At 64.7% G+C, this 19249-nt stretch carries 17 protein-coding genes, 3 tRNA genes and 3 rRNA genes; 8 read left to right on the top strand and 15 right to left on the bottom strand.

What is annotated here, in order from left to right; genetic code table 11:
- Positions 1-120 precede the first annotated feature (120 nt).
- From rrf to petB, 7 genes are all read right to left on the bottom strand, one after another.
- A 5S ribosomal RNA gene (rrf, locus tag KQ305_RS02955) occupies positions 121-237 on the bottom strand.
- Between the two features lie 177 nt (positions 238-414).
- Positions 415-3302 (bottom strand): 23S ribosomal RNA (locus KQ305_RS02960).
- Between the two features lie 503 nt (positions 3303-3805).
- Positions 3806-3878: transfer RNA gene (locus KQ305_RS02965), tRNA-Ala, on the bottom strand.
- A gap of 9 nt (positions 3879-3887) precedes the next feature.
- Positions 3888-3961: transfer RNA gene (locus KQ305_RS02970), tRNA-Ile, on the bottom strand.
- A 318-nt stretch (positions 3962-4279) separates the two neighbouring features.
- Positions 4280-5764, bottom strand: a 16S ribosomal RNA gene (locus KQ305_RS02975).
- Together the 16S, 23S and 5S rRNA genes with 2 tRNA genes alongside form the textbook arrangement of a ribosomal RNA operon.
- A gap of 1010 nt (positions 5765-6774) precedes the next feature.
- The gene (petD, locus tag KQ305_RS02980) at positions 6775-7257 is read right to left on the bottom strand and encodes a cytochrome b6-f complex subunit IV (RefSeq protein WP_216910761.1); all 483 of its coding nucleotides are present in this window, start codon (positions 7255-7257) and stop codon (positions 6775-6777) included.
- Between the two features lie 58 nt (positions 7258-7315).
- On the bottom strand, positions 7316-7990 hold the full coding sequence (gene petB, locus KQ305_RS02985; RefSeq protein ID WP_259723960.1) for a cytochrome b6: 675 nt from the start codon (positions 7988-7990) through the stop codon (positions 7316-7318).
- 74 nt (positions 7991-8064) lie between these two features.
- Between petB and ctpZ the strand changes: the two genes are divergently transcribed.
- Genes ctpZ through minC form a run of 3 tightly spaced genes read left to right on the top strand, consistent with a single transcriptional unit; the run spans position 8065 to position 11304 of the window.
- Positions 8065-9333 carry a carboxyl-terminal processing protease CtpZ gene (gene ctpZ / locus KQ305_RS02990; RefSeq protein ID WP_399230414.1) on the top strand — a complete coding sequence of 423 codons (1269 nt, stop codon included), beginning with the start codon at positions 8065-8067 and terminating at the stop codon, positions 9331-9333.
- Positions 9330-10604, top strand: a complete 1275-nt coding sequence (locus KQ305_RS02995; RefSeq protein WP_259723962.1) for an HD domain-containing protein — start codon at positions 9330-9332, stop codon at positions 10602-10604. The genes ctpZ and KQ305_RS02995 overlap by 4 nt, the downstream gene beginning before the upstream one ends.
- A 25-nt stretch (positions 10605-10629) precedes the next feature.
- Positions 10630-11304 (top strand): septum site-determining protein MinC, encoded by a 675-nt coding sequence (gene minC, locus KQ305_RS03000; RefSeq protein WP_259723963.1) that lies wholly within the window; start codon positions 10630-10632, stop codon positions 11302-11304.
- Here minC and KQ305_RS03005 read toward each other — a convergent pair.
- Genes KQ305_RS03005 through KQ305_RS03015 form a run of 3 tightly spaced genes read right to left on the bottom strand, consistent with a single transcriptional unit; the run spans position 11294 to position 13495 of the window.
- Complete coding sequence (locus KQ305_RS03005) at positions 11294-11908, bottom strand: chromate transporter (protein ID WP_259723964.1); 615 nt, start codon at positions 11906-11908, stop codon at positions 11294-11296. The genes minC and KQ305_RS03005 overlap by 11 nt on opposite strands.
- Positions 11908-12504: a chromate transporter gene (locus tag KQ305_RS03010; RefSeq protein WP_259723965.1), complete on the bottom strand. Its 597-nt coding sequence runs from the start codon at positions 12502-12504 to the stop codon at positions 11908-11910. Before KQ305_RS03010 ends, KQ305_RS03005 begins: the two co-directional genes overlap by 1 nt.
- Positions 12497-13495, bottom strand: a complete 999-nt coding sequence (locus tag KQ305_RS03015) for a phospholipase D-like domain-containing protein (RefSeq protein ID WP_259723966.1) — start codon at positions 13493-13495, stop codon at positions 12497-12499. Before KQ305_RS03015 ends, KQ305_RS03010 begins: the two co-directional genes overlap by 8 nt.
- A 91-nt stretch (positions 13496-13586) precedes the next feature.
- Here KQ305_RS03015 and minD point away from each other — a divergent pair, with 91 nt between their 5' ends.
- The 5 genes from minD (at position 13587) to KQ305_RS03040 (ending at position 15591) form a co-directional block, all read left to right on the top strand.
- Positions 13587-14420, top strand: a complete 834-nt coding sequence (minD, locus tag KQ305_RS03020) for a septum site-determining protein MinD (RefSeq protein ID WP_399230419.1) — start codon at positions 13587-13589, stop codon at positions 14418-14420.
- A gap of 5 nt (positions 14421-14425) precedes the next feature.
- On the top strand, positions 14426-14824 hold the full coding sequence (minE, locus tag KQ305_RS03025; protein WP_259723968.1) for a cell division topological specificity factor MinE: 399 nt from the start codon (positions 14426-14428) through the stop codon (positions 14822-14824).
- A 79-nt stretch (positions 14825-14903) separates the two neighbouring features.
- Positions 14904-15089 (top strand): response regulator transcription factor, encoded by a 186-nt coding sequence (locus KQ305_RS03030; protein WP_259723969.1) that lies wholly within the window; start codon positions 14904-14906, stop codon positions 15087-15089.
- Between the two features lie 22 nt (positions 15090-15111).
- Positions 15112-15183: transfer RNA gene (locus tag KQ305_RS03035), tRNA-Thr, on the top strand.
- A 63-nt stretch (positions 15184-15246) separates the two neighbouring features.
- Positions 15247-15591: a hypothetical protein gene (locus KQ305_RS03040; RefSeq protein WP_259723970.1), complete on the top strand. Its 345-nt coding sequence runs from the start codon at positions 15247-15249 to the stop codon at positions 15589-15591.
- 6 nt (positions 15592-15597) lie between these two features.
- On the opposite strand, the gene KQ305_RS03045 is transcribed toward KQ305_RS03040, so the two are convergent.
- The 5 genes from KQ305_RS03045 to KQ305_RS03065 all read right to left on the bottom strand — a co-directional run bounded on the left by KQ305_RS03045 (position 15598) and on the right by KQ305_RS03065 (position 19200).
- The gene (locus KQ305_RS03045) at positions 15598-16251 is read right to left on the bottom strand and encodes a TMEM165/GDT1 family protein (RefSeq protein WP_259723971.1); all 654 of its coding nucleotides are present in this window, start codon (positions 16249-16251) and stop codon (positions 15598-15600) included.
- A 73-nt stretch (positions 16252-16324) separates the two neighbouring features.
- On the bottom strand, positions 16325-16477 hold the full coding sequence (locus KQ305_RS03050; RefSeq protein ID WP_259723972.1) for a hypothetical protein: 153 nt from the start codon (positions 16475-16477) through the stop codon (positions 16325-16327).
- Complete coding sequence (locus tag KQ305_RS03055; protein ID WP_259723973.1) at positions 16477-17073, bottom strand: L-threonylcarbamoyladenylate synthase; 597 nt, start codon at positions 17071-17073, stop codon at positions 16477-16479. The genes KQ305_RS03050 and KQ305_RS03055 overlap by 1 nt, the downstream gene beginning before the upstream one ends.
- Positions 17070-18005: a peptide chain release factor N(5)-glutamine methyltransferase gene (gene prmC, locus KQ305_RS03060; protein WP_259723974.1), complete on the bottom strand. Its 936-nt coding sequence runs from the start codon at positions 18003-18005 to the stop codon at positions 17070-17072. The genes KQ305_RS03055 and prmC overlap by 4 nt, the downstream gene beginning before the upstream one ends.
- Before the next feature lie 43 nt (positions 18006-18048).
- Positions 18049-19200: a DNA-processing protein DprA gene (locus KQ305_RS03065; protein ID WP_311134312.1), complete on the bottom strand. Its 1152-nt coding sequence runs from the start codon at positions 19198-19200 to the stop codon at positions 18049-18051.
- Positions 19201-19249 lie beyond the last annotated feature (49 nt).

The following is a 19249-nucleotide window of genomic DNA, read 5'->3' on the forward strand; positions in this document are numbered from 1 at the left end:
CAGCGCCGTCAAAAAGCAGCCAACAGAAAAGCCACCCTACTCGGGTGGCTTCTCTCAGATCCACTTGGTGGAACTGTTGGCTCACAGGGTGCCTTACGGCTGCCTTGGAGCGGATGTTTTACCTGGCATCGAGCTATTTTCGCAGGGGGCTACCCCCCAACTATCGTCGCCGCTGCTGCGTTTCACAACCGAGTTCGAGATGGATCGGTGTGGTTCCACAGCGCCATGGACACCAGGATAGGTTTCCCATGCTGCAACAACTGTTACGGCATGGGATTGAACCCTGAGAACTGCATAGGTTAGAGCAACAGCTTTCGCTGTCACTCCTCTGAATAAAGAAGTCATCACGCCACTCCCTCACCACAGACTTCTTTCAAAATCTATGGCCGGTCATGGCGGGCTTAGAGCCAGATGTTGGTCAAGCCCTCGGTCTATTAGTACTCCTCCGCTTCACCGGTTACCCGGCTTCCACGTAGAGCCTATCAACGGGTGTTCTTCCCGTGACCTTACTGGCTAACGCCATGGGAATACTCATCTTGAGGTGGGCTTCCCACTTAGATGCTTTCAGCGGTTATCCTCTCCGCACATGGCTACCCAGCGTTTACCGTTGGCACGATAACTGGCACACCAGAGGTGCGTTCCTCCCGGTCCTCTCGTACTAGGGAGAAATCCTCTCAATATTCCTGCGCATGCACCGGATATGGACCGAACTGTCTCACGACGTTCTGAACCCAGCTCGCGTACCGCTTTAATGGGCGAACAGCCCAACCCTTGGGACCGACTTCAGCCCCAGGTTGCGATGAGCCGACATCGAGGTGCCAAACCTCCCCGTCGATGTGAACTCTTGGGGGAGATCAGCCTGTTATCCCTAGAGTAACTTTTATCCGTTGAGCGACGGCCCTTCCACTCAGAACCGTCGGATCACTAAAGCCGACTTTCGTCCCTGTTCGACTTGTAGGTCTCACAGTCAAGCTTGCTTCTGCTTTTACACTCGTCGGCTGATTTCCAACCAGCCTGAGCAAACCTTTGCGCGCCTCCGTTACCTTTTAGGAGGCGACCGCCCCAGTCAAACTGCCCACCTGATACTGTCCGGTCCCCGGATGACGGGTGACCGTTAGAACCCTAGCTCTGAAAGAGTGGTATCTCACCGTTGGCTCACCATTACCCGCAAGCAATGGATCAAAGCCTCCCACCTATCCTGCGCATTCAGAGCCCGGGCACAATACCAAGCTACAGTAAAGCTTCATAGGGTCTTTCTGTCCGGGTGCACGTAGTCCGCATCTTCACAGACAATTCTATTTCGCCGAGCCTCTCTCCGAGACAGCGCCCAGATCGTTACGCCTTTCGTGCGGGTCGGAACTTACCCGACAAGGAATTTCGCTACCTTAGGACCGTTATAGTTACGGCCGCCGTTCACCGGGGCTTCAGTCGCCAGCTTCGCTTACGCTGACCAGCTTCCTTAACCTTCCGGCACTGGGCAGGCGTCAGCCCCCATACATCGTCTTGCGACTTAGCGGAGACCTGTGTTTTTGGTAAACAGTCGCTTGGGCCTCTTCACTGCGACCACCTTGCGGTGGCACCCCTTCTCCCGAAGTTACGGGGCCATTTTGCCGAGTTCCTTAGAGAGAGTTATCTCGCGCCCCTCGGTATTCTCTACCACCCCACCTGTGTCGGTTTCGGGTACAGGCCATCATGCCTTAACGGGTATAGGGCTTTTCTTGGAAGCTTGACATCACCCACTTCGCTGCCGTAGCAGCTCGTACTCACGCCTCAGCTCAAAGTGTTTTCTCCACTTCTCAACGCCTCGAACGCTTGAACCAGTAACCAACATCTGGCTGGGCTAGCCTTCTCCGTCCCCCTTCCCAAAACATGACAGGTACAGGAATGTTGACCTGTTGTCCATCGACTACGCCTTTCGGCCTCGCCTTAGGTCCTGACTAACCCTCCGCGGACGAGCCTGCCGGAGGAACCCTTAGGGTTTCGGGGCATGGGATTCTCACCCATGTTTTCGCTACTCAAGCCGACATTCTCACTTCCATGCAGTCCACGCCCGCTTACGCTAACGCTTCGCCCCACATGGAACGCTCCCCTACCATTTGTATGTTCCTAAGAACATTTAAATCCGCAGCTTCGGTAGACTACTTAGCCCCGTTCATTTTCGGCGCAGGATCGCTCGACCAGTGAGCTATTACGCACTCCTTTGAGGATGGCTGCTTCTAGGCAAACCTCCTGGTTGTCTGGGCAATCCCACCTCCTTTATCACTGAGTAGTCATTTGGGGACCTTAGCTGGCGGTCTGGGCTGTTTCCCTTTCGACCATGGAGCTTATCCCCCACAGTCTGACTGCCTAGTTTCACACAGGGTATTCAGAGTTCGTCTCGATTTGGTACCGCTCTCGCAGCCCGTACCGAAACGGTGGCTTTACCCCCCTGCTATAGCACTAGACGCTACGCCTCAACGTATTTCGGGGAGAACCAGCTAGCTCCGGGTTCGATTGGCATTTCACCCCTAACCACAGCTCATCCGCTGATTTTTCAACATCAGTCGGTTCGGACCTCCACTTGGTATCACCCAAGCTTCATCCTGGCCATGGTTAGATCACCCGGGTTCGGGTCTATAAACACTGACCAACGCCCTATTCAGACTCGCTTTCGCTATGGCTCCACCATTTCCGGTTTAACCTGCCAGTGCCTATAAGTCGCCGGCTCATTCTTCAACAGGCACACGGTCATCCTATGAGTAGGACTCCCATTGCTTGTAAGCTCACGGTTTCATGTTCTGTTTCACTCCCCTCCCGGGGTTCTTTTCACCTTTCCCTCGCGGTACTGTTTCGCTATCGGTCACACAGGAGTACTTAGCCTTACGAGGTGGTCCTCGCGGATTCACACGGAATTTCACGTGCTCCGTGCTACTCGGGATACAGCTAGGCCAGTTTCGTTTTCGCGTACGGGGCTTTCACCCTCTATGGCGCGCCTTTCAAGCGCTTCCACTAACGTCCCTGGTCCACGTTGCTGTCCCACAACCCCGATGGTCGAAACCATCGGTTTAGGCTCTTCCCCGTTCGCTCGCCGCTACTTAGGGAGTCGTTTTTACTTTCCTTTCCTCCAGCTACTAAGATGTTTCAGTTCGCTGGGTTGGCTCGCGCCACCCTATGGATTCAGGTGGCCGTTCTAGGGGTTGCCCCATTCGGAGATTCCCGGATCAAAGCGTGTTTCCAGCTCCCCGAGACTTTTCGCAGGTAACCACGTCCTTCATCGCCTCTGTGTGCCAAGGTATCCACCGTGAGCCCTTTGTAGCTTGACCAATTAACACCACCAACGTTCAGGGTTGTTGAGACCCATTCTTCTACTTTCACCTCTCTTCAACCTTTGATCCTTCGGTTTCCCGATCTCTCTTAGGCTTTGATGGTTTGAAAGAAAGAATCAAACTCTTCCCTCCTCGGCGGAGCGAAAAGACGCTGGCAGCTCTCGGCTCTAAACTCAAGAATCTCCCAGTCAGACGCTTCCTTCCCTTGGCAGTACCAAGAGTCGTTCGCGACCGTCTGGGCATCTATGAGATGCTTTCTTTATCCAGACTTACCTATACAGTTGTCAAGGTTCTTTGCTAGAGTCACTGATCTTTCGCTTCCGCTAAAATCAGCGAGTCCAGCTTCCTTTCAACCACGATCTTTAACAACAGCTATCACTAGCAGTTGATCGATTGGGAATGAAAAGAGGCTGGAGTCCTCAGCTGAACATGTCTTGTCACCTCACCCATCACAATGCATCCTGTTGCCGCTTCGTGGTGGTGGTCTTTACCTCGTTGGATGGAGGTTAGCGGACTCGAACCGCTGACATCCTGCTTGCAAAGCAGGCGCTCTACCAACTGAGCTAAACCCCCAAACACGAATGGGCCATCCTGGACTTGAACCAGGGACCTCACCCTTATCAGGGGTGCGCTCTAACCACCTGAGCTAATGGCCCAGGATCTATCACTCTGACACAAGTTTCTTTCATCACTCAAATTTTTATGACCTTGTTCAGGCCAAAAAATCCGAAAGACTTGGAAACCCTTTGTGGGGTGACCTAGACAAAGTTTAGGAACTGAAAACGAGTCCATCACAACAACCTCAGCGTCACTTCCAATCCCTTTCGGGGCTGGTAGCTCTTCTGCGGCTTTGATGGCTCACCTTGAGGTACCGATCGACCTTCGAGATGACAGGACCGTGGCCTGAGACAAATATGCTTCCCAAGCTTTCGCTTGTTCGGCGCTCAGACATCACGATCAGTTGTGTCTCCCTGTTAGGAGGTGATCCAGCCGCACCTTCCGGTACGGCTACCTTGTTACGACTTCACCCCAGTCATCAGCCCCACCTTCGGCGTCCTCCTCCACAAGGGTTGGAGTAACGACTTCGGGCATGGCCAACTTCCATGGTGTGACGGGCGGTGTGTACAAGGCCCGGGAACGTATTCACCGCAGTATGCTGACCTGCGATTACTAGCGATTCCTCCTTCACGTAGGCGAGTTGCAGCCTACGATCTGAACTGAGCCACGGTTTATGGGATTAGCTAACTCTCGCGAGCTTGCAACCCTTTGTCCGTAGCATTGTAGTACGTGTGTAGCCCAGGATGTAAGGGGCATGATGACTTGACGTCATCCACACCTTCCTCCGGTTTATCACCGGCGGTCTCTCTAGAGTGCCCAACTAAATGCTGGCAACTAAAGACGTGGGTTGCGCTCGTTGCGGGACTTAACCCAACATCTCACGACACGAGCTGACGACAGCCATGCACCACCTGTCTCTGCGCTCCCGAAGGCACTCCCTCGTTTCCAAGGGATTCGCAGGATGTCAAACCCTGGTAAGGTTCTTCGCGTTGCATCGAATTAAACCACATACTCCACCGCTTGTGCGGGCCCCCGTCAATTCCTTTGAGTTTCACACTTGCGTGCGTACTCCCCAGGCGGAACACTTAACGCGTTAGCTACGACACCGAGGGGGTCGATTCCCCCGACACCTAGTGTTCATCGTTTACGGCCAGGACTACAGGGGTATCTAATCCCTTTCGCTCCCCTGGCTTTCGTCCATGAGCGTCAGTTATGGCCCAGCAGAGCGCCTTCGCCACTGGTGTTCTTCCCGATATCTACGCATTTCACCGCTACACCGGGAATTCCCTCTGCCCCTACCACACTCGAGCCTTGTAGTTTCCATCGCTGAAATGGAGTTGAGCTCCACGTTTTAACGACAGACTTACAAGGCCGCCTGCGGACGCTTTACGCCCAATAATTCCGGATAACGCTTGCCACTCCCGTATTACCGCGGCTGCTGGCACGGAATTAGCCGTGGCTTATTCCTCAAGTACCGTCATGTCTTCTTCCTTGAGAAAAGAGGTTTACAGCCCAGAGGCCTTCATCCCTCACGCGGCGTTGCTCCGTCAGGCTTTCGCCCATTGCGGAAAATTCCCCACTGCTGCCTCCCGTAGGAGTCTGGGCCGTGTCTCAGTCCCAGTGTGGCTGATCATCCTCTCAGACCAGCTACTGATCGTCGCCTTGGTGGGCCATTACCCCACCAACTAGCTAATCAGACGCGGGCTCATCCTCAGGCGAAATTCATTTCACCTCTCGGCATATGGGGTATTAGCGGCCGTTTCCGGCCGTTATCCCCCTCCTGAGGGCAGATTCCCACGCGTTACTCACCCGTCCGCCACTCGCCCGAAGGCTCGTTCGACTTGCATGTGTTAAGCACGCCGCCAGCGTTCATCCTGAGCCAGGATCAAACTCTCCGTTGTAGATCCAACCCTCTTGGATAGCTCGCGCTACCCTCAGCTGAATTTGCCTCGTGCTATCCCTGCAGACTGGCGTCTACAGCAACATCAGGGCCACCAACGCTCTCGCGCTGGGTTCAAAGAGTGCACATGTCAGCTCCCAGGCTCACCATCCATCGGACAGCTCACCAGCTTGCTTCCAGTGACTTTCCCGAATCTCAGATCCGGTTCGCAACCAGCCGACCAAACAAAGGGCCTTCCATTCCTTTCAAAATGGCGCCGCTCCAAGCATCGGCGCGTCGTGAGAACGCTCCGCTACTCCTTGATTGCTTCGACCCGTCGCTTGTTTCTTTTGACGGGACCTCACACCTCCACCGCTCTTCGTCCGTTGCTTCCCCTCTCAGGGACTCCTCTCCCCCTCGCCGTAGCAAGGAACACAGGCACTTTTGATTCAGCCGTCTACGGTCTCCCGCATTCGCACCTCCTCGCCAGACGCAACCGACGCAGTGGAAGCGTCAGTTCCTAAACTTTTTTGGTTGTCCAGGTTCTACCGCTCCACCCCTTCCGGGGCTCTCGCGGCGCGTCGCCTCTCGGCGACTTAGAAAACTTACAGCACCGTCGGCTCGCGCCTCTCAGTCTCAGTAAGTCCGCGTCCCGCTTGAGCTCTCGCTCTCTGGGGCGCAGTCCAAAATCATATCACCCCCCCGGGGGGTGCCAAAGCCATTGGGCGAGATTCCTGCCTGGCTGCAGCAGCCGGCAGACCAGCTCAGGGCCTCATGCAGCTGGGACCTGGACCAGCGCGCCTGGTTCATGGGCAAACCTCAGGCCGATTGAGGGCTTCCTATCCCCCCGGAGCGCTGGGAGGAGGGCAGCCTGCGGCCCAGGGCCACCCCTTGTTTGCCAGGGGCCCTGTGCGCGGGCCTCCCAAGGGCTGCTGCTCCCCTCTGGACCCGGATGGGGGCCTGAACACAAAAAAGCCGCGATTGCTCGCGGCTCAAGGGGAGGTTGATTCGGGGCCGAAGCCCGGAATGGCTTCAGAACAGACCCAGGGTCAGGGACTTGTCGATCGGCAGGCAGGCGCCGATGCCCAGGTAGATGGTGAACACGGTGCCGAACAGGAAGGCGCCCATGGCCACGGGACGGCGGAATGGGTTCTGGAACTTGTTGAAGCTCTCGATGAAGGGGATCAGCATCAGACCCAGGGGAACCATCGTCTGGAGGACGATGCCCAGCAACTTGTTGGGGACGACCCGGAGGATCTGGAACACCGGGTAGAGGTACCACTCCGGGAGGATCTCAAGCGGGGTGGCGAAGGGATCGGCCCGATCACCCAGCATGGCGGGATCGAGAACGGCCAGCCCGACCAGGCAGGCGAGGGTACCCAGGATCACCACCGGGAAGATGTAGAGGAGGTCGTTGGGCCAGGCCGGCTCCCCGTAATAGTTGTGGCCCATGCCCTTGGCCAGCTTGGCCCGCAGCTTGGGATCGGTGAGATCAGGCTTCTTGAGGATGTGCATGGTGGGGAGCTCGGAGCGCTGGTGACCGGTGTGGGAAGGCTAAATGGAGGAACGGGGTTCAGAGCGGGCCGGAGATGCCCTGCTTACGGATCATCAGGAAGTGGATGAGCATGAACACCGCCAGCAGCCAGGGCAGAACGAAGGTGTGGAGGCTGTAGAAGCGGGTGAGGGTGGACTGGCCCACGCTTTCACCGCCGCGGAGCAGTTCAACCATGAAATCGCCTACCACAGGGACGGCGGCAGGAACGCCGCTGACGATCTTGACGGCCCAGTAACCGACCTGATCCCAGGGCAGGGAGTAACCGGTGACACCGAAGGACACGGTGATCACCGCCATGGTCACGCCGGTGACCCAGGTGAGCTCGCGGGGGCGCTTGAAGCCACCGGTGAGGTACACGCGGAACACGTGCAGGATCAGCATCAGGACCATCATGCTGGCGCTCCAGCGGTGGACCGAACGGATCAGCCAGCCGAAGCTGACGTCGGTCATCAGGTACTGGACCGAGGTGTAGGCCTCCACCACCGTGGGCTTGTAGTAGAAGGTCATCGCGAAGCCGGTCGCGAACTGGATCAGGAAGCACACCAGCGTGATGCCGCCCAGGCAATAAAAGATGTTGACGTGGGGCGGGACGTACTTGGCAGAGATATCGTCGGCAATCGCCTGAATTTCGAGGCGCTCCTCAAACCAGTCATAGATCGGGGACGACTTGGCGCCAGGAGACGAGTTCGCCATGCAGCGTGGGGCTTGGGTTGAGAGAGTCTACCGATTGTTCTGACCCCCCCGTGAGAGACCCGGGCCGCCGGTCCATGCCGGCTCAATGGTTTGCAACAGGGCTACCGGGCGGGGTCCGGCTCCTGCGGCTCCTCCTGATGACGGGCCTGTGCCTGCGGCTGTGCCTGCCCGCCCCGGCGCTGGCGCTCAGCGATGCCCAGCAACTGGTGGTGGAAGCCTGGCGGCTGGTGAACCAGAGCTACGTCGATCCCGCCCAGCTGGAGACGGTTCAATGGCGGCGGCTGCGCCAGAAAGCCCTGGAGAAGTCGATTGCCAGCTCAGTGGAGGCCTATGACGCGATCGAGGCCATGCTGGCGCCGATCGGCGACCCGTACACCCGGATGCTGCGCCCCGAGGAGTTCGCCACCCTGCGCTCCAACACCCAGGGCCGTGTGACCGGAGTGGGCCTGCAGCTGGGACTGCGGGCCGGGGATCAGCGGATCGTTGTGATCGCCCCCCTCGATGCCTCCCCCGCCGCTGACGCGGGGATCGTCTCCGGCACCGAAATCCTCAAGGTGGACGGCATTGCGGCGGAGGAACTGGGGCTGGAGGGCACCGCCGCCCACCTGCGCGGCCCCGCCGGCAGCGACGTGCTCCTGGCCCTGCGCACCCCGGCGGGCCAGGCCTCGGAGGTGTTGCTCGATCGCCGCGAGGTGGATCTGCAACCGGTGCGCAGCCATCGCCTGCAGAGCGAGGGGCACACCCTGGGCTACCTGCGAATCACCCAGTTCAGCGAACCAGTGCCCCAGCAGGTTCGCTCCGCCCTGGCCGAGCTGACAGCCCCGGGGGGTACCGGGCCGATCGAAGGGCTGATCCTCGACCTGCGCAACAACTCCGGCGGATTGGTGGCCGCCGGGCTGGCGGTGGCCGATGGGCTGCTCGACATGGAGCCGATCGTGGAAACCCAGGATCGGGGCGGTATCGCCGCCCGGCAGCAGGCGACCCCCGGCCGTCTGTATGGCGGCCCCATGCTCACCCTGGTGAACGCCGGCACGGCCAGCGCCAGCGAGATCCTGGCCGGTGCCCTGCAGGACAGTGGCCGCTCCCGCCTGGCCGGAAGCCGCACCTTCGGCAAGGGGCTGATCCAGACCCTGATCAACCTGAGTGACGGCAGCGGTCTGGCCGTGACCGTGGCCCGCTACCTCACCCCCAGCGGCCGCGACATCCAGAACCAGGGCATCGAGCCGGATGTGCTGCTGCCCCAGCCCGAACCGCTTGAACCGGACGGGGACGGGGACACCTGGCGGCAGGCGGCCGCCACGCTGTTGGTGGCGGAACTGGTAGCCCCAGTCCTGGCGCCATGAGCCAGCGCACCTACCACGATCCGCTGCACGGGGCGATCCGCCTTGATCGCCAGGATCCTGCCGAAGCCCTGGCCATCGACCTGATCGACACGGCACCCTTCCAGCGGCTGCGGCGCATCCGCCAGCTAGGGCCGGCCTTTCTCACCTTCCATGGGGCGGAATCCAGTCGCTTCACCCATTCCCTGGGGGTGCTGGCGGTGGCGCGGCTGGCCCTGCAGCAGCTGGAGCGGCTCGATCCCTCCCTGGCCCAGCACCGGGGTGTGCTCTATGCCGCCGCCCTGCTGCACGACGTGGGACACGGCCCCCTCAGCCACTCGGGCGAGGAGATGTTTGGGGTGCAGCATGAGGTCTGGTCGGGCCGGCTGATCCGCGACCATCCCGCCTTGCGCGACCGGCTCGACGCCGATGCCCCCGGCCAGGCCGCCCTGGTGGCCGACCTGCTGGAGCACGGCCAGTACCCCTGCCGGGCCATCAAGGCACTGATCAGCAGCCAGCTCGACTGCGACCGGCTCGACTATCTGCTGCGCGACAGCTACAGCACCGGCACCCGCTACGGCCAGCTCGACCTGGAGCGGATCCTCGCCAGCCTCACCCTGGCGCCCGACGGTGATCTGGCCCTGCATCCCCGCGGCCTGATGGCGGTGGAGCACTACCTGGTGGTGCGCCACCTGATGTACAGGAGCGTCTACAACCACCGGCTCAACATCGTCTGCAACTGGCTGCTGAACCGGGTGATCGCCGTGGCCCGCCGGCTGGGCCCCGCCGTGGTGTGGGCCGATCCCACCATGGCCCGCTGGCTATGGGAGCGGGACCGGCTCGATCTGGACAGCTACCTGGCCAACGACGACATCCGCACCGGCTACCACTTGGTGCGTTGGCGGGAGGAGGGCCCCGAGGAGCTGGCCGATCCCTGCGGGCGGCTGCTGGAGCGGCGCCTGCCCAAGGCCACCGACGTGAGCGATCTCCCCTCTGCCGGCCGGCTCGAGCTCCTGGCGGTGGCACGGCAGCTGTGCGAACGGGCCGGCCTGGTGGCGGAAGGTTGCTGCGCCCTGCAGCAGCGCCAGAGCCGGGGGTATCACCCCTATGCCGGTGGCCTGCGGCTCTGGGATGGCCTGCGACTGCAGGCCCTTGAGCAGCGTTCGCCCCTGGTGGCCAGCCTCTGCCAGACGGTCGACATGGCCTGGCTGATCCACCCGGCCCAGGTGAGCGACGACCTGCGCGCGGCCCTGGCGGTGCGGCGAGCGGAGGACGGGGGCCGCCAGGGCCTCTAGGTTCGCTGCACCCTTGTGCACCGTCTTGGCCGCCGCACTGATCCAGGCGATCGACGCCCAGCAGCACCACCTGTTGCGGCTGCCGGCCCAGCAGGGGTCCGCCAGTGCCCTGGAGGAAGTGCGCTACGCCCTCGGCAGCCGCCACCCCCGGGCGGGCACCGTGGTGCTGGAGGCGGGCCGCTGGCCCCTGCGGCTACCGGACCTGCGGCAACTGCAGGAGCTGCTGGCCCCCCTGCAGCTCCACCTGATTCGCGTCGCCGGCGACCACCCGGAGACGCTGGTGGCCGCAGCGGCCCTCGGACTCGAGATCGATCCGGGGCCGCCGCAAACCATCGCAGCCCCGGCCCCGGCAGTGGTGGCAAGCGATCTGCTGGTGCATCGCGGCACCCTGCGCTCCGGCGACCATCTGCAGGCGGAGGGTTCGGTGCTGCTGCTGGGGGATGTGAATCCCGGCGCCCGCATCAGTGCCGCCGGCAACGTTCTGGTGTGGGGGCGGTTGCGGGGCATCGCCCATGCCGGCGTGGCCGGCGACCGAAACGCCCGCATCGTCGCCCTGCAACTGCGCCCGCTGCAGCTGCGTATCGCCGAGGTGGTGGCCCGTGGGCCGGAGGGTTTGCCGCCGCCAGGCCTGGCTGAGCAGGCCCTGCTGGTGGAAGGGGAGATCCGCATCGATCCGGCGGCGCCGGACTTCAGCGGTTGATCAGGCCGAAGGCCCCCAGTCCCCCGGCCACGGCCATGAACCACAACGGCGACATCCGGGTGCGCAGCATCAGCACGCACACCAGCAGGGACACGACGACCCCGGGGGCGTTGGTGTCGGCGGTCTGGAGGATTTTCACCCCCACGGCGAACAGGATGCCCAGGGTGATGGGGCCGAGTCCCCGCTCGAAGGCCACGCGCCAGGGGGAGTCCCGCAGTCGGTTCCAGCTGAGGCAGGCCACCACCATCAGCAACGTGGAGGGCAGCAGGATGGCGATCTCGGCGCCATAGGCGCTCAGCAGCGCCCAGCCGGGGCCCTCGGGCCAGCCGGCCCCCATACCGAGCAGACCCACGATCATCGAACTGGGGCCCGGAGCCGCTTCGGCCAGGGCGTAGATGTCAGCGAACTGGGCGGGCCGCAGCCAGCAGTACTCCGCGACGCTGAGGTGGTGATACTCCGCCAGCAGGGTGTTGCCGCCCCCCAGGGAAAACAGCGACAGGCCCAGGAAGGTGCCCATCACCTGGAGCAGGTGGCCGAGATCGTTGAGCCGCATGGGGGTGCAGCTGGCCGCCTCGGCAGCAGCCGCCAGCAGCAGGGGCGGCATCAGGGTGACTCTCCGGCAGGGGGGCTGGGATGGGACCGCCGCGGCCAGTACCAGGCCATCGCCAGGGGGCCGGCCACCAACACCAGCGGCACCAGACGCACGTGGAAGAAAGTCATCAGCACGAAGGTAACCACCGCCAGCAGAAGGGCCACCGGATCCTTCCAGTACTGATCGAGGATCTTGAAGCCCATCGACAGGGCCATCCCCGCCGCCGCCGCCACCACCCCCGCCAGCACCCGGTCCAACGCAGGCAGGGTATGGAACTGGAAGTACAGCAGCCCCACCCCCATCAGCAGGGTGAACGGCACCAGCAGCATGCCCGCCAGGGCCGCCAGGGCCCCGGGCAGACCGCAGAAGAAGGTGCCGACGTAGACGGCCATGTTGATCTGGTTGGGGCCGGGGAAGAGCCGGGCCACGGTGAGGCCGGTGAGGAACTCCTCGTTGCTCATCCAGCGGCGCTGCTCGACGATGATCCGCTGGCTCCAGGCCGAAAGGCCGCCGCCGAAGGCGGAGAGGGCCACCATCAGCATGCCGGTGAACAGTTGCCGCAGCCCGGGCGCGGGGGCCGTCGGGGAGAGCTCGGAAGCGTCAGTCATGCACGAAATGGGGATCCGGCGGCAGTTCCCCCTCCTCGTGGAAGCTGGGATCGAGGGGATCGGGGGCGTGGTATTTGGCGGCGGCCTCCCAGTCGATCTGGAACGTCTCCTTGAGCCGCGCCACCACGTCGGGGGCATCGCTCTCGATGCCCAGCTCCCGGCGCAGGTCGAAGGCGCTGCGGTCGATGTTCATCGAGCCGGTCTGGGCGAAGGCCCCGTCCACCAGGATCAGCTTGGCGTGCAGCTTCGGTCGCTGCTGGCGCCGCACCTTGACGCCGAAACGCTCCATCACCCGCAAGGAAGAGAAGGTGTCGTAGATGTCCCAGTCGCTGATGCCGTGCTTGCCGCCGCACAGCACCCGCACCTTCACGCCCCGCTCCCGGGCGCTGATGATCCGCTCCAGGATCACCGCATCGACGAACTTGGGGTGCTGGATCCAAAGGGTACGGGTGGCGGCATCGACGATGCGGGCCATCTGACCGCGGCTGTGGGCGCTGCTCCACACCAGGCCCACGCCGAGGTCGGGCTGGAAGAAGACGCGCTGCCAGTCGGCCTCGAAGCCGGCGATCACCTGGGCCACCACGGCGGGGTTGTAGGTGAGCACCCCGTAGTCGCGGGTTTCGGTGAAGTACTTGTCGGCCAGGTTGAAGGTGGCCACCAAGGCGGTGTGCCGGTCAACCACCATCGATTTCTCGTGGGTGACGGGGAAGGACTCACTGGTCCAGGCGGTTTCGATGCCCCAGGACTGCAGCCGGGTGAAGGCCTCATCGTTCCAGCGGTCGCCACCGGAGGTGTGGGGATTGAGCATCACCCGCACCTGCACACCCCGCTCCCGGGCGCGCTGCAGGGCCTCCTCCACCGCCTCTGACTGGAGTTTGAACTGCTTCAGCAGCAGCTGCTCACTGGCCTCCTCGATCAGGGCGACCACGGCCTCCACACCGTCGTCGGGCATCACCAGCAGCCGCTGGGGCCGGTGGGGGGTGGGGGTCATCGAGACGCGGGGAGGGAAAGGCCTTTCTAGCGGCAGTTCAGGGCCATGGCCCGGTCGCTTCGCCCAATGGGCTTAACCTGCCGCGACGCCCGTGGACGCCGTGACGTCAGCACCCGCCCGCATCATCCTCATCTGCTCCGGCAAGGGGGGCGTCGGCAAGACGACCCTCACCGCCAACCTGGGGATCGCCCTGGCCCGGCTGGGCGAGCGCACCGTCGTGCTCGATGCCGATTTCGGCCTGCGCAATCTCGATTTGCTGCTCGGTCTCGAGAACCGGATCGTCTACACCGCCCAGGAGGTGCTGGCCGAAACCTGCCGACTGGAGCAGGCCCTGGTGAAACACAAGCAGGAGCCCAACCTGGCCCTTCTGCCCGCCGGCAATCCCCGCATGCTGGAGTGGCTCACCCCCGAGGACATGCAGCGCATCGTCGCCATGGTGGCCGAGCGGGCTGACTTCGTTCTGATCGATTGCCCCGCCGGCATCGAGGACGGCTTCAAGAACGCGGCCGCAGCCGCCCGCGAGGCGATCGTGATCACCACCCCGGAGGTCTCGGCGGTGCGTGACGCCGACCGGGTGATCGGCCTGCTCAACACCCGTGGGGTAGCACCGGTGCAGCTGGTGCTGAACCGGGTGCGGCCCAAGATGATGGCCAGCCAGGAGATGCTGGGCGTCGACGACGTCACCGACATCCTGGCGCTGCCCCTGGTGGGCCTGGTGGTGGAGGACGAGCAGGTGATCGTGTCCACCAACCGGGGGGAACCGCTCACCCTCAACGGCAACGGATCCCCCGCCGCGAAGGCCTACCAGAACATCGCCAAGCGTCTGCGGGGTGAGGACATCCCCCTGGAAGATCCCTCCAAGGCACGCAAGGGCCTGCGCGCCCGGCTGATGAACAAGATCCGCAAAACCACCGGTCTTTTCTGAGCACCATGACGCTGTTCGATTTCATCCAACGGTTGCTGGGGCGCCAGAAACCCAGCGGCACCATGGCCAAGGAGCGGCTGCAGCTGGTGCTGGCCCACGACCGCAGTGATCTCAATCCCGAACTGCTGGAGCAGATGCGGCGCGAAATCCTCGAGGTGGTGCAGCGCTACGTGGAGATCGACATCGAGGAAGGGGACGTGAGCCTGGAGACCGAGGACCGGGTCACCGCCCTGGTGGCCAACCTGCCGATCAAGCGGGCCCGTCCCCTGCCGGCCCTGGTGGCCGCGGCCGCCGCCGTGGGCATGGCCCAGGCCCCCGACCCCGAAGCCCCGCAGGAGCTGGCCCTTCCCCTGGCCTGCGAACCGACAGAGGACCCATCCCCCGCCGCTGCCGATCCGGTCTGAGGCGGCACAGCCAAGGCGACGACCGGCGGGAACACTGCAGGCAGTGAAGCGATGGCAGACCTTGGCGGAAGCTTGTCCCGTGGGCATCACCCCGGCCGAACAACGGGTCCTCGATCTGCTGCGCCGTGGCGACAGCAACCGCCACATCGCCGCCCAGCTCGTGCTGAGTCCCCGCACGGTCGAGAGCCACGTCTCCCATCTGCTGGCCAAGACCGGCTGCCACAGCCGCACCCAGCTGCTGCTCTGGGCTCTGGCCCAGGGATAGGCTGGGCCGGGCCAAGGCCCATGCCGGCTTAGCTCAGTGGTAGAGCAGCGCTTTTGTAAAGCGAAGGCCATCGGTTCAAATCCGTTAGCCGGCTTGCCTGGACAGGGAAACTGATCCGCCGCCCTTACCATCTGCCAAGCACAGCGAGCGGGAGGCCATGTCGTGCCATGCCTGGCTGGTGGGGGGGCTGATCGCCCTCACCGGGGACCTGGCCCAGGCCCCACCGCCGCCTCCGCCCCCTTCTCAGCCTCAGCAACCAGCCCGCTCTGGAGCGGAGATCCTGGGCCGTCCCGGCATTCGCACCCGCTACGTGGATCCCAGTGGCCCGCCGCCAACGGCTGGGGCCAAAACCATGCCGGCCGTCGGCCCCCCATCGCGCCCGCTGACGGTTCCCGTCAACAAAAGCGTGGATTTCGCCCCAACGATGGAACAAGGCCCCTTCCAGCAGCCGACACTGCGGGGCCTTTTCCGCTGGGATCTGCAGCAGCCCGCTAACCGCTGAAGGGTTTCAGCCGATGGCCTGCCAGAGCGACAGCAGGCCAAAGGCCAGGAACAGGCCACCGCTGAGGCGGTAGCGCAACCTCTCGCTGATCCTGCCGCCGATCCACTGGCCCGCACCCACCGCCAGCCAGGTGACCAGGGCATGGCCCAGCAGGGTGCCGGCCAGCAGACCGGCGAAGGTGAAGGCCGGCGCCGCCGCCAGAAAGATGGTGGCGAACTGGGTACGATCCCCCAGTTCGGCCAGGAACACCAGCACGAAGGCCTCCCAGATCACGGCACCCGGACCGCGGATGCTGCCATCGCTCTCAGCCGCGTCGATCGCCTCCCTGGCCCCCTGGGCTTCCTCCTTGGCCGCGTCGGCGGGCAGGCCGGCCGCATCCACCAGGAGCTTGACACCGAACCCGAGAAACAGGACCGCCGCCAGCCAGGGAACGACGGACTGGGGCAGCCATTCCCTGAGGCCGTACCCCATCCCCAGGGACAACAGGGTGACCAGACTGAGCGCCGCGAAGGCCCCGACGAACACCCAGCGGGGGCGATGGCGCGCCGCCAGGATCAGGGCCATGAAGAAGGTCTTGTCCCCCAGCTCGGCCAGGGTGATGGCCGTCAGGCTGGACCCGAAGGCGGCAAACCCTGGGTCAGCGGCTGTGGCAAGCGTCATGGGGGCGGTCGGCACGTTTCCTCGGCGCCAGGGGGTGGATCCGGCCGCAGGCGAGCCCTTCACAATCAGGGCATCATGCCCCGGCGAACAGCCACACCAGCGCCGCCAACCCCAGCCAGCCCAGCCAGCCCAGCTGGAACAGGGGGGTGGCCAGATGCACCAGCGGTGCCAGGAGCCAGTGGCTCAGGCTCACCTCCAACAGCACCAGCAGCAGGAGCGGCAACATCAGCCACCCCCCAGGCCCGACGGCACGGCGGCCCCGGACCGGAGCACGGCCCACGGGTGAGCCGTGCCCTCCTCCAGCTCACGCCAGGCCAGAACCGTGCTGGCCTGGCCGGATCCCGGCGGCCAGGGCAGGGGCTCGAGCAGGGACAGTCCGGGGAACTGATGCGATGCCTCGGCCGCCGTGGTGGCCGGGGGTTCGCCGGAACGGTTGGCACTGGTGGTGGCCAGGGGGCCGCTGTGGCGCAGCAGCTCCCGCGCACGATCGCAGGCCGGGACACGCAGCCCCAGGCTCGTGCCGCCGGGATGGAGATGGCTGGTCAACGCACCGGCGATCGGCAACACCAGGGTGACAGCCCCTGGCCAGTGGCACCGGGCCTGCTCGATCCAGGCTTGCTGCCAGGGCACCCCCAGGGCCTCGATCAACTGGGCCAGGTCGGCCCCCATCAAGATCAGCGGCTTGTCGGCGGGACGTTGCTTCAGCCGCCAGAGCAAGGCGGCCGCCTCCGGCCGGGCGGCCAGCGCCGGCAGGGTGTCGGTAGGGAACAGAACCGCCTCCCCCTCCGCCAGGCGCCTGGCCAGTTGTGCAGGAGCGTTCATCGACCGCCGGGCCTCCAGCCACTGGCGAAGCGGGCCCGGCCCTCGAGGTCGGCATGCACCGCGAGCCGATCCAGACCGGCGGCGCGGAGCAGTGCTGCAACCGCCTCGCTCTGGTCGTGGTGGTGCTCCAGCAGCAACAGGCCGCCGGGGGCCAGGCCCCTGGAGCTGCCGGCCACGATCGAGCGGATGGCCACCAGCCCATCGGGGCCACCATCCAGCGCCTGGCGGGGTTCGTGCTCCCGCACCACCGGATCGAGTCCCGCCAGGGTGGCGCTGGGGATGTAGGGGGGGTTGCTCACCACCAGATCCAGCCCGCCCCACCAAGGCGCCAGCGGCTGCCACCAGTCACCCGCCAGCAGGGTGATGCGGTGCTGCAGGTCCCAGCGGGTCAGGTTGGCGCCGGCCTGGGCGAAGGCCTCGGGGCTGGCCTCCACGGCGAATCCCCGGCTGACAGGCAGGCTGCGGGCCAGGGCGATGGCCAGGCAACCGGAGCCGGTGCCCAGGTCGGCCCAGCGGGCTTCAGGGCGCGCTGAAGGCCACAGGGACAGGGCCAGATCCACCAGCAGCTCCGTTTCCTGCCGGGGGATCAGCACCCCGGGCGCCACGGGCAGTTCCAGGTCGCGCCAGGGGCAGCGGCCCACCAGATACTGCAGGGGCTCATGGGAGTCGAGGTGGCGGCGCCAGAGGGCTTCCAGCGCCTCCAGCGAGCCTTGGAGGCGAACTTCGGCCTCCGGGTGGCACCAGAGCGCCTGCAACTGGCTCCAACGCAGACCAGCGCCCACATCCAGCAGCCAGTCGAAGGCGGCGGCGTCGCCGCCGAGGGCCAGCAGGCGGCGACGCCAGCCCAGCAGCTCCGACGCCGTAATCAGCAGGGCGTCAGGGCCATTCGCCGGGGGCGAAGGGACGGAGACGGTGCCGACCTGGAAAACCATGGAGGGAGCCTAATCAGCGGTTGCGGTCTCAGCAGTGGCGGCCTCAGCAGGGGCGCCAGCAAAGGCCGGCCTCGGCCCGCAGCAGCCCGGCCAGCTCCAGCTCCAGCAGCCGGGGCATCAGCTCGGCCATGGGGCGATCCAGGGCCAGGCTCAGCTGCTCGAGGCTGGCGCCGCCACCCACCGCCTCCAGCAGCCCCTCGGCCTCCGCCCCCCGAACCCCTTTGGCCGGATCAGGGCCGTCTCCGGGGGCCCCTGCGGCCAGGGGGCCACGCCCCAACTGGCCGATCAGGTCGGCGGGGAGGAGCAGGGGGGTGGCGCCCCTGGCCAGCAGCCGGTTGCTGCCCATGGCCGAGGCCCTGCCGGCATCGGCTGGCACCACCCAGAGCGGCAGCTCCAGCTGCCAGGCCAGCTCGGCCGAATGCAGCGCCCCGCTCTCCACCGGACACTCCACCACCACCACCGCGGCCGCCATGGCCACCAGCAGGCGGTTGCGGGCAGCAAAGCTGCCGGGCCGGACGGTGCCGCCCTCGGCCAGCTCGCTCACGAGCAGGCCCTCGCGGGCCACCGCACCCTGCAGCGCCGCGTGGTGGAGGGGGTAGGCGCGGCCCAGGGGCGTACCCAGCACCCCCACCGGGGCACCCCCGGCCGCCAGACATCCCTCGTGGGCGGCACCATCGATGCCTTCCGCCAGACCGCTCAGCACGGGCCAGCCCGCCTCGGCCAGGGCGGCGCCGACGGCGCGGGCCATCGAGAGGCCATGCAGGGACGGACGCCGCGTGCCCACCACCGCCACCGAGCGGCGCTGGCCCAGATGGGGCCAGAGGCTGCCCCGCCCCCGCCAGCACAGCTGCAAGGGCGGCCGGTGCAGCTCCCCCAGGCCCGCGGGCCAGCCCCGATCCCCAGGTACCAGCACCCCACGGCCGAAGCGGCACCGGGGGGCAAAGGCCTCCAGGGGCCGTGGGCCCCAGCCGTGGCGAAACCGCTCCACCACCGCCACCAGCCCCGGCCCCAGACCCGGCACCGCCGCCAGCGCATCGGCAGGCGCCAGCCAGGCGGCGGCCAGCCCGCCACAGCTGGCCTCAAGGGCGCGCAGCCGCTGCCAGCCGAGGCCGGGGCAACGGCTCCAAAGCAGCCACCACAGACGCCGCTGCCGATCCCAGGCCGGTGTCGCTTGGCGGGGAAAGGAACCCTGCACCAGATCACCCATTCCCGCGCCCCACCTCCATGGAAGTACAAATGTACTG

Source organism: Synechococcus sp. CS-1332 (assembly GCF_025127995.1).
GTDB lineage: Bacteria > Cyanobacteriota > Cyanobacteriia > PCC-6307 > Cyanobiaceae > Cyanobium.

Excerpts from the sequence above, each read along its gene's own strand:
- KQ305_RS03010 (WP_259723965.1), bottom strand. The coding sequence starts at position 12,504 with ATGACTGACGCTTCCGAGCTCTCCCCGACGGCCCCCGCGCCCGGGCTG.
- KQ305_RS03050 (WP_259723972.1), bottom strand. The coding sequence starts at position 16,477 with ATGTTGCCGCTCCTGCTGCTGGTGCTGTTGGAGGTGAGCCTGAGCCAC.
- petB (WP_259723960.1), bottom strand. The coding sequence starts at position 7,990 with ATGGCGAACTCGTCTCCTGGCGCCAAGTCGTCCCCGATCTATGACTGG.
- KQ305_RS03005 (WP_259723964.1), bottom strand. The coding sequence starts at position 11,908 with ATGCCGCCCCTGCTGCTGGCGGCTGCTGCCGAGGCGGCCAGCTGCACC.
- KQ305_RS03045 (WP_259723971.1), bottom strand. The coding sequence starts at position 16,251 with ATGACGCTTGCCACAGCCGCTGACCCAGGGTTTGCCGCCTTCGGGTCC.
- minE (WP_259723968.1), top strand. The coding sequence starts at position 14,426 with ATGACGCTGTTCGATTTCATCCAACGGTTGCTGGGGCGCCAGAAACCC.
- prmC (WP_259723974.1), bottom strand. The coding sequence starts at position 18,005 with ATGGTTTTCCAGGTCGGCACCGTCTCCGTCCCTTCGCCCCCGGCGAAT.
- ctpZ (WP_399230414.1), top strand. The coding sequence starts at position 8,065 with ATGCCGGCTCAATGGTTTGCAACAGGGCTACCGGGCGGGGTCCGGCTC.
- KQ305_RS03015 (WP_259723966.1), bottom strand. The coding sequence starts at position 13,495 with ATGACCCCCACCCCCCACCGGCCCCAGCGGCTGCTGGTGATGCCCGAC.
- KQ305_RS03040 (WP_259723970.1), top strand. The coding sequence starts at position 15,247 with ATGTCGTGCCATGCCTGGCTGGTGGGGGGGCTGATCGCCCTCACCGGG.
- petD (WP_216910761.1), bottom strand. The coding sequence starts at position 7,257 with ATGCACATCCTCAAGAAGCCTGATCTCACCGATCCCAAGCTGCGGGCC.
- KQ305_RS02995 (WP_259723962.1), top strand. The coding sequence starts at position 9,330 with ATGAGCCAGCGCACCTACCACGATCCGCTGCACGGGGCGATCCGCCTT.
- KQ305_RS03055 (WP_259723973.1), bottom strand. The coding sequence starts at position 17,073 with ATGAACGCTCCTGCACAACTGGCCAGGCGCCTGGCGGAGGGGGAGGCG.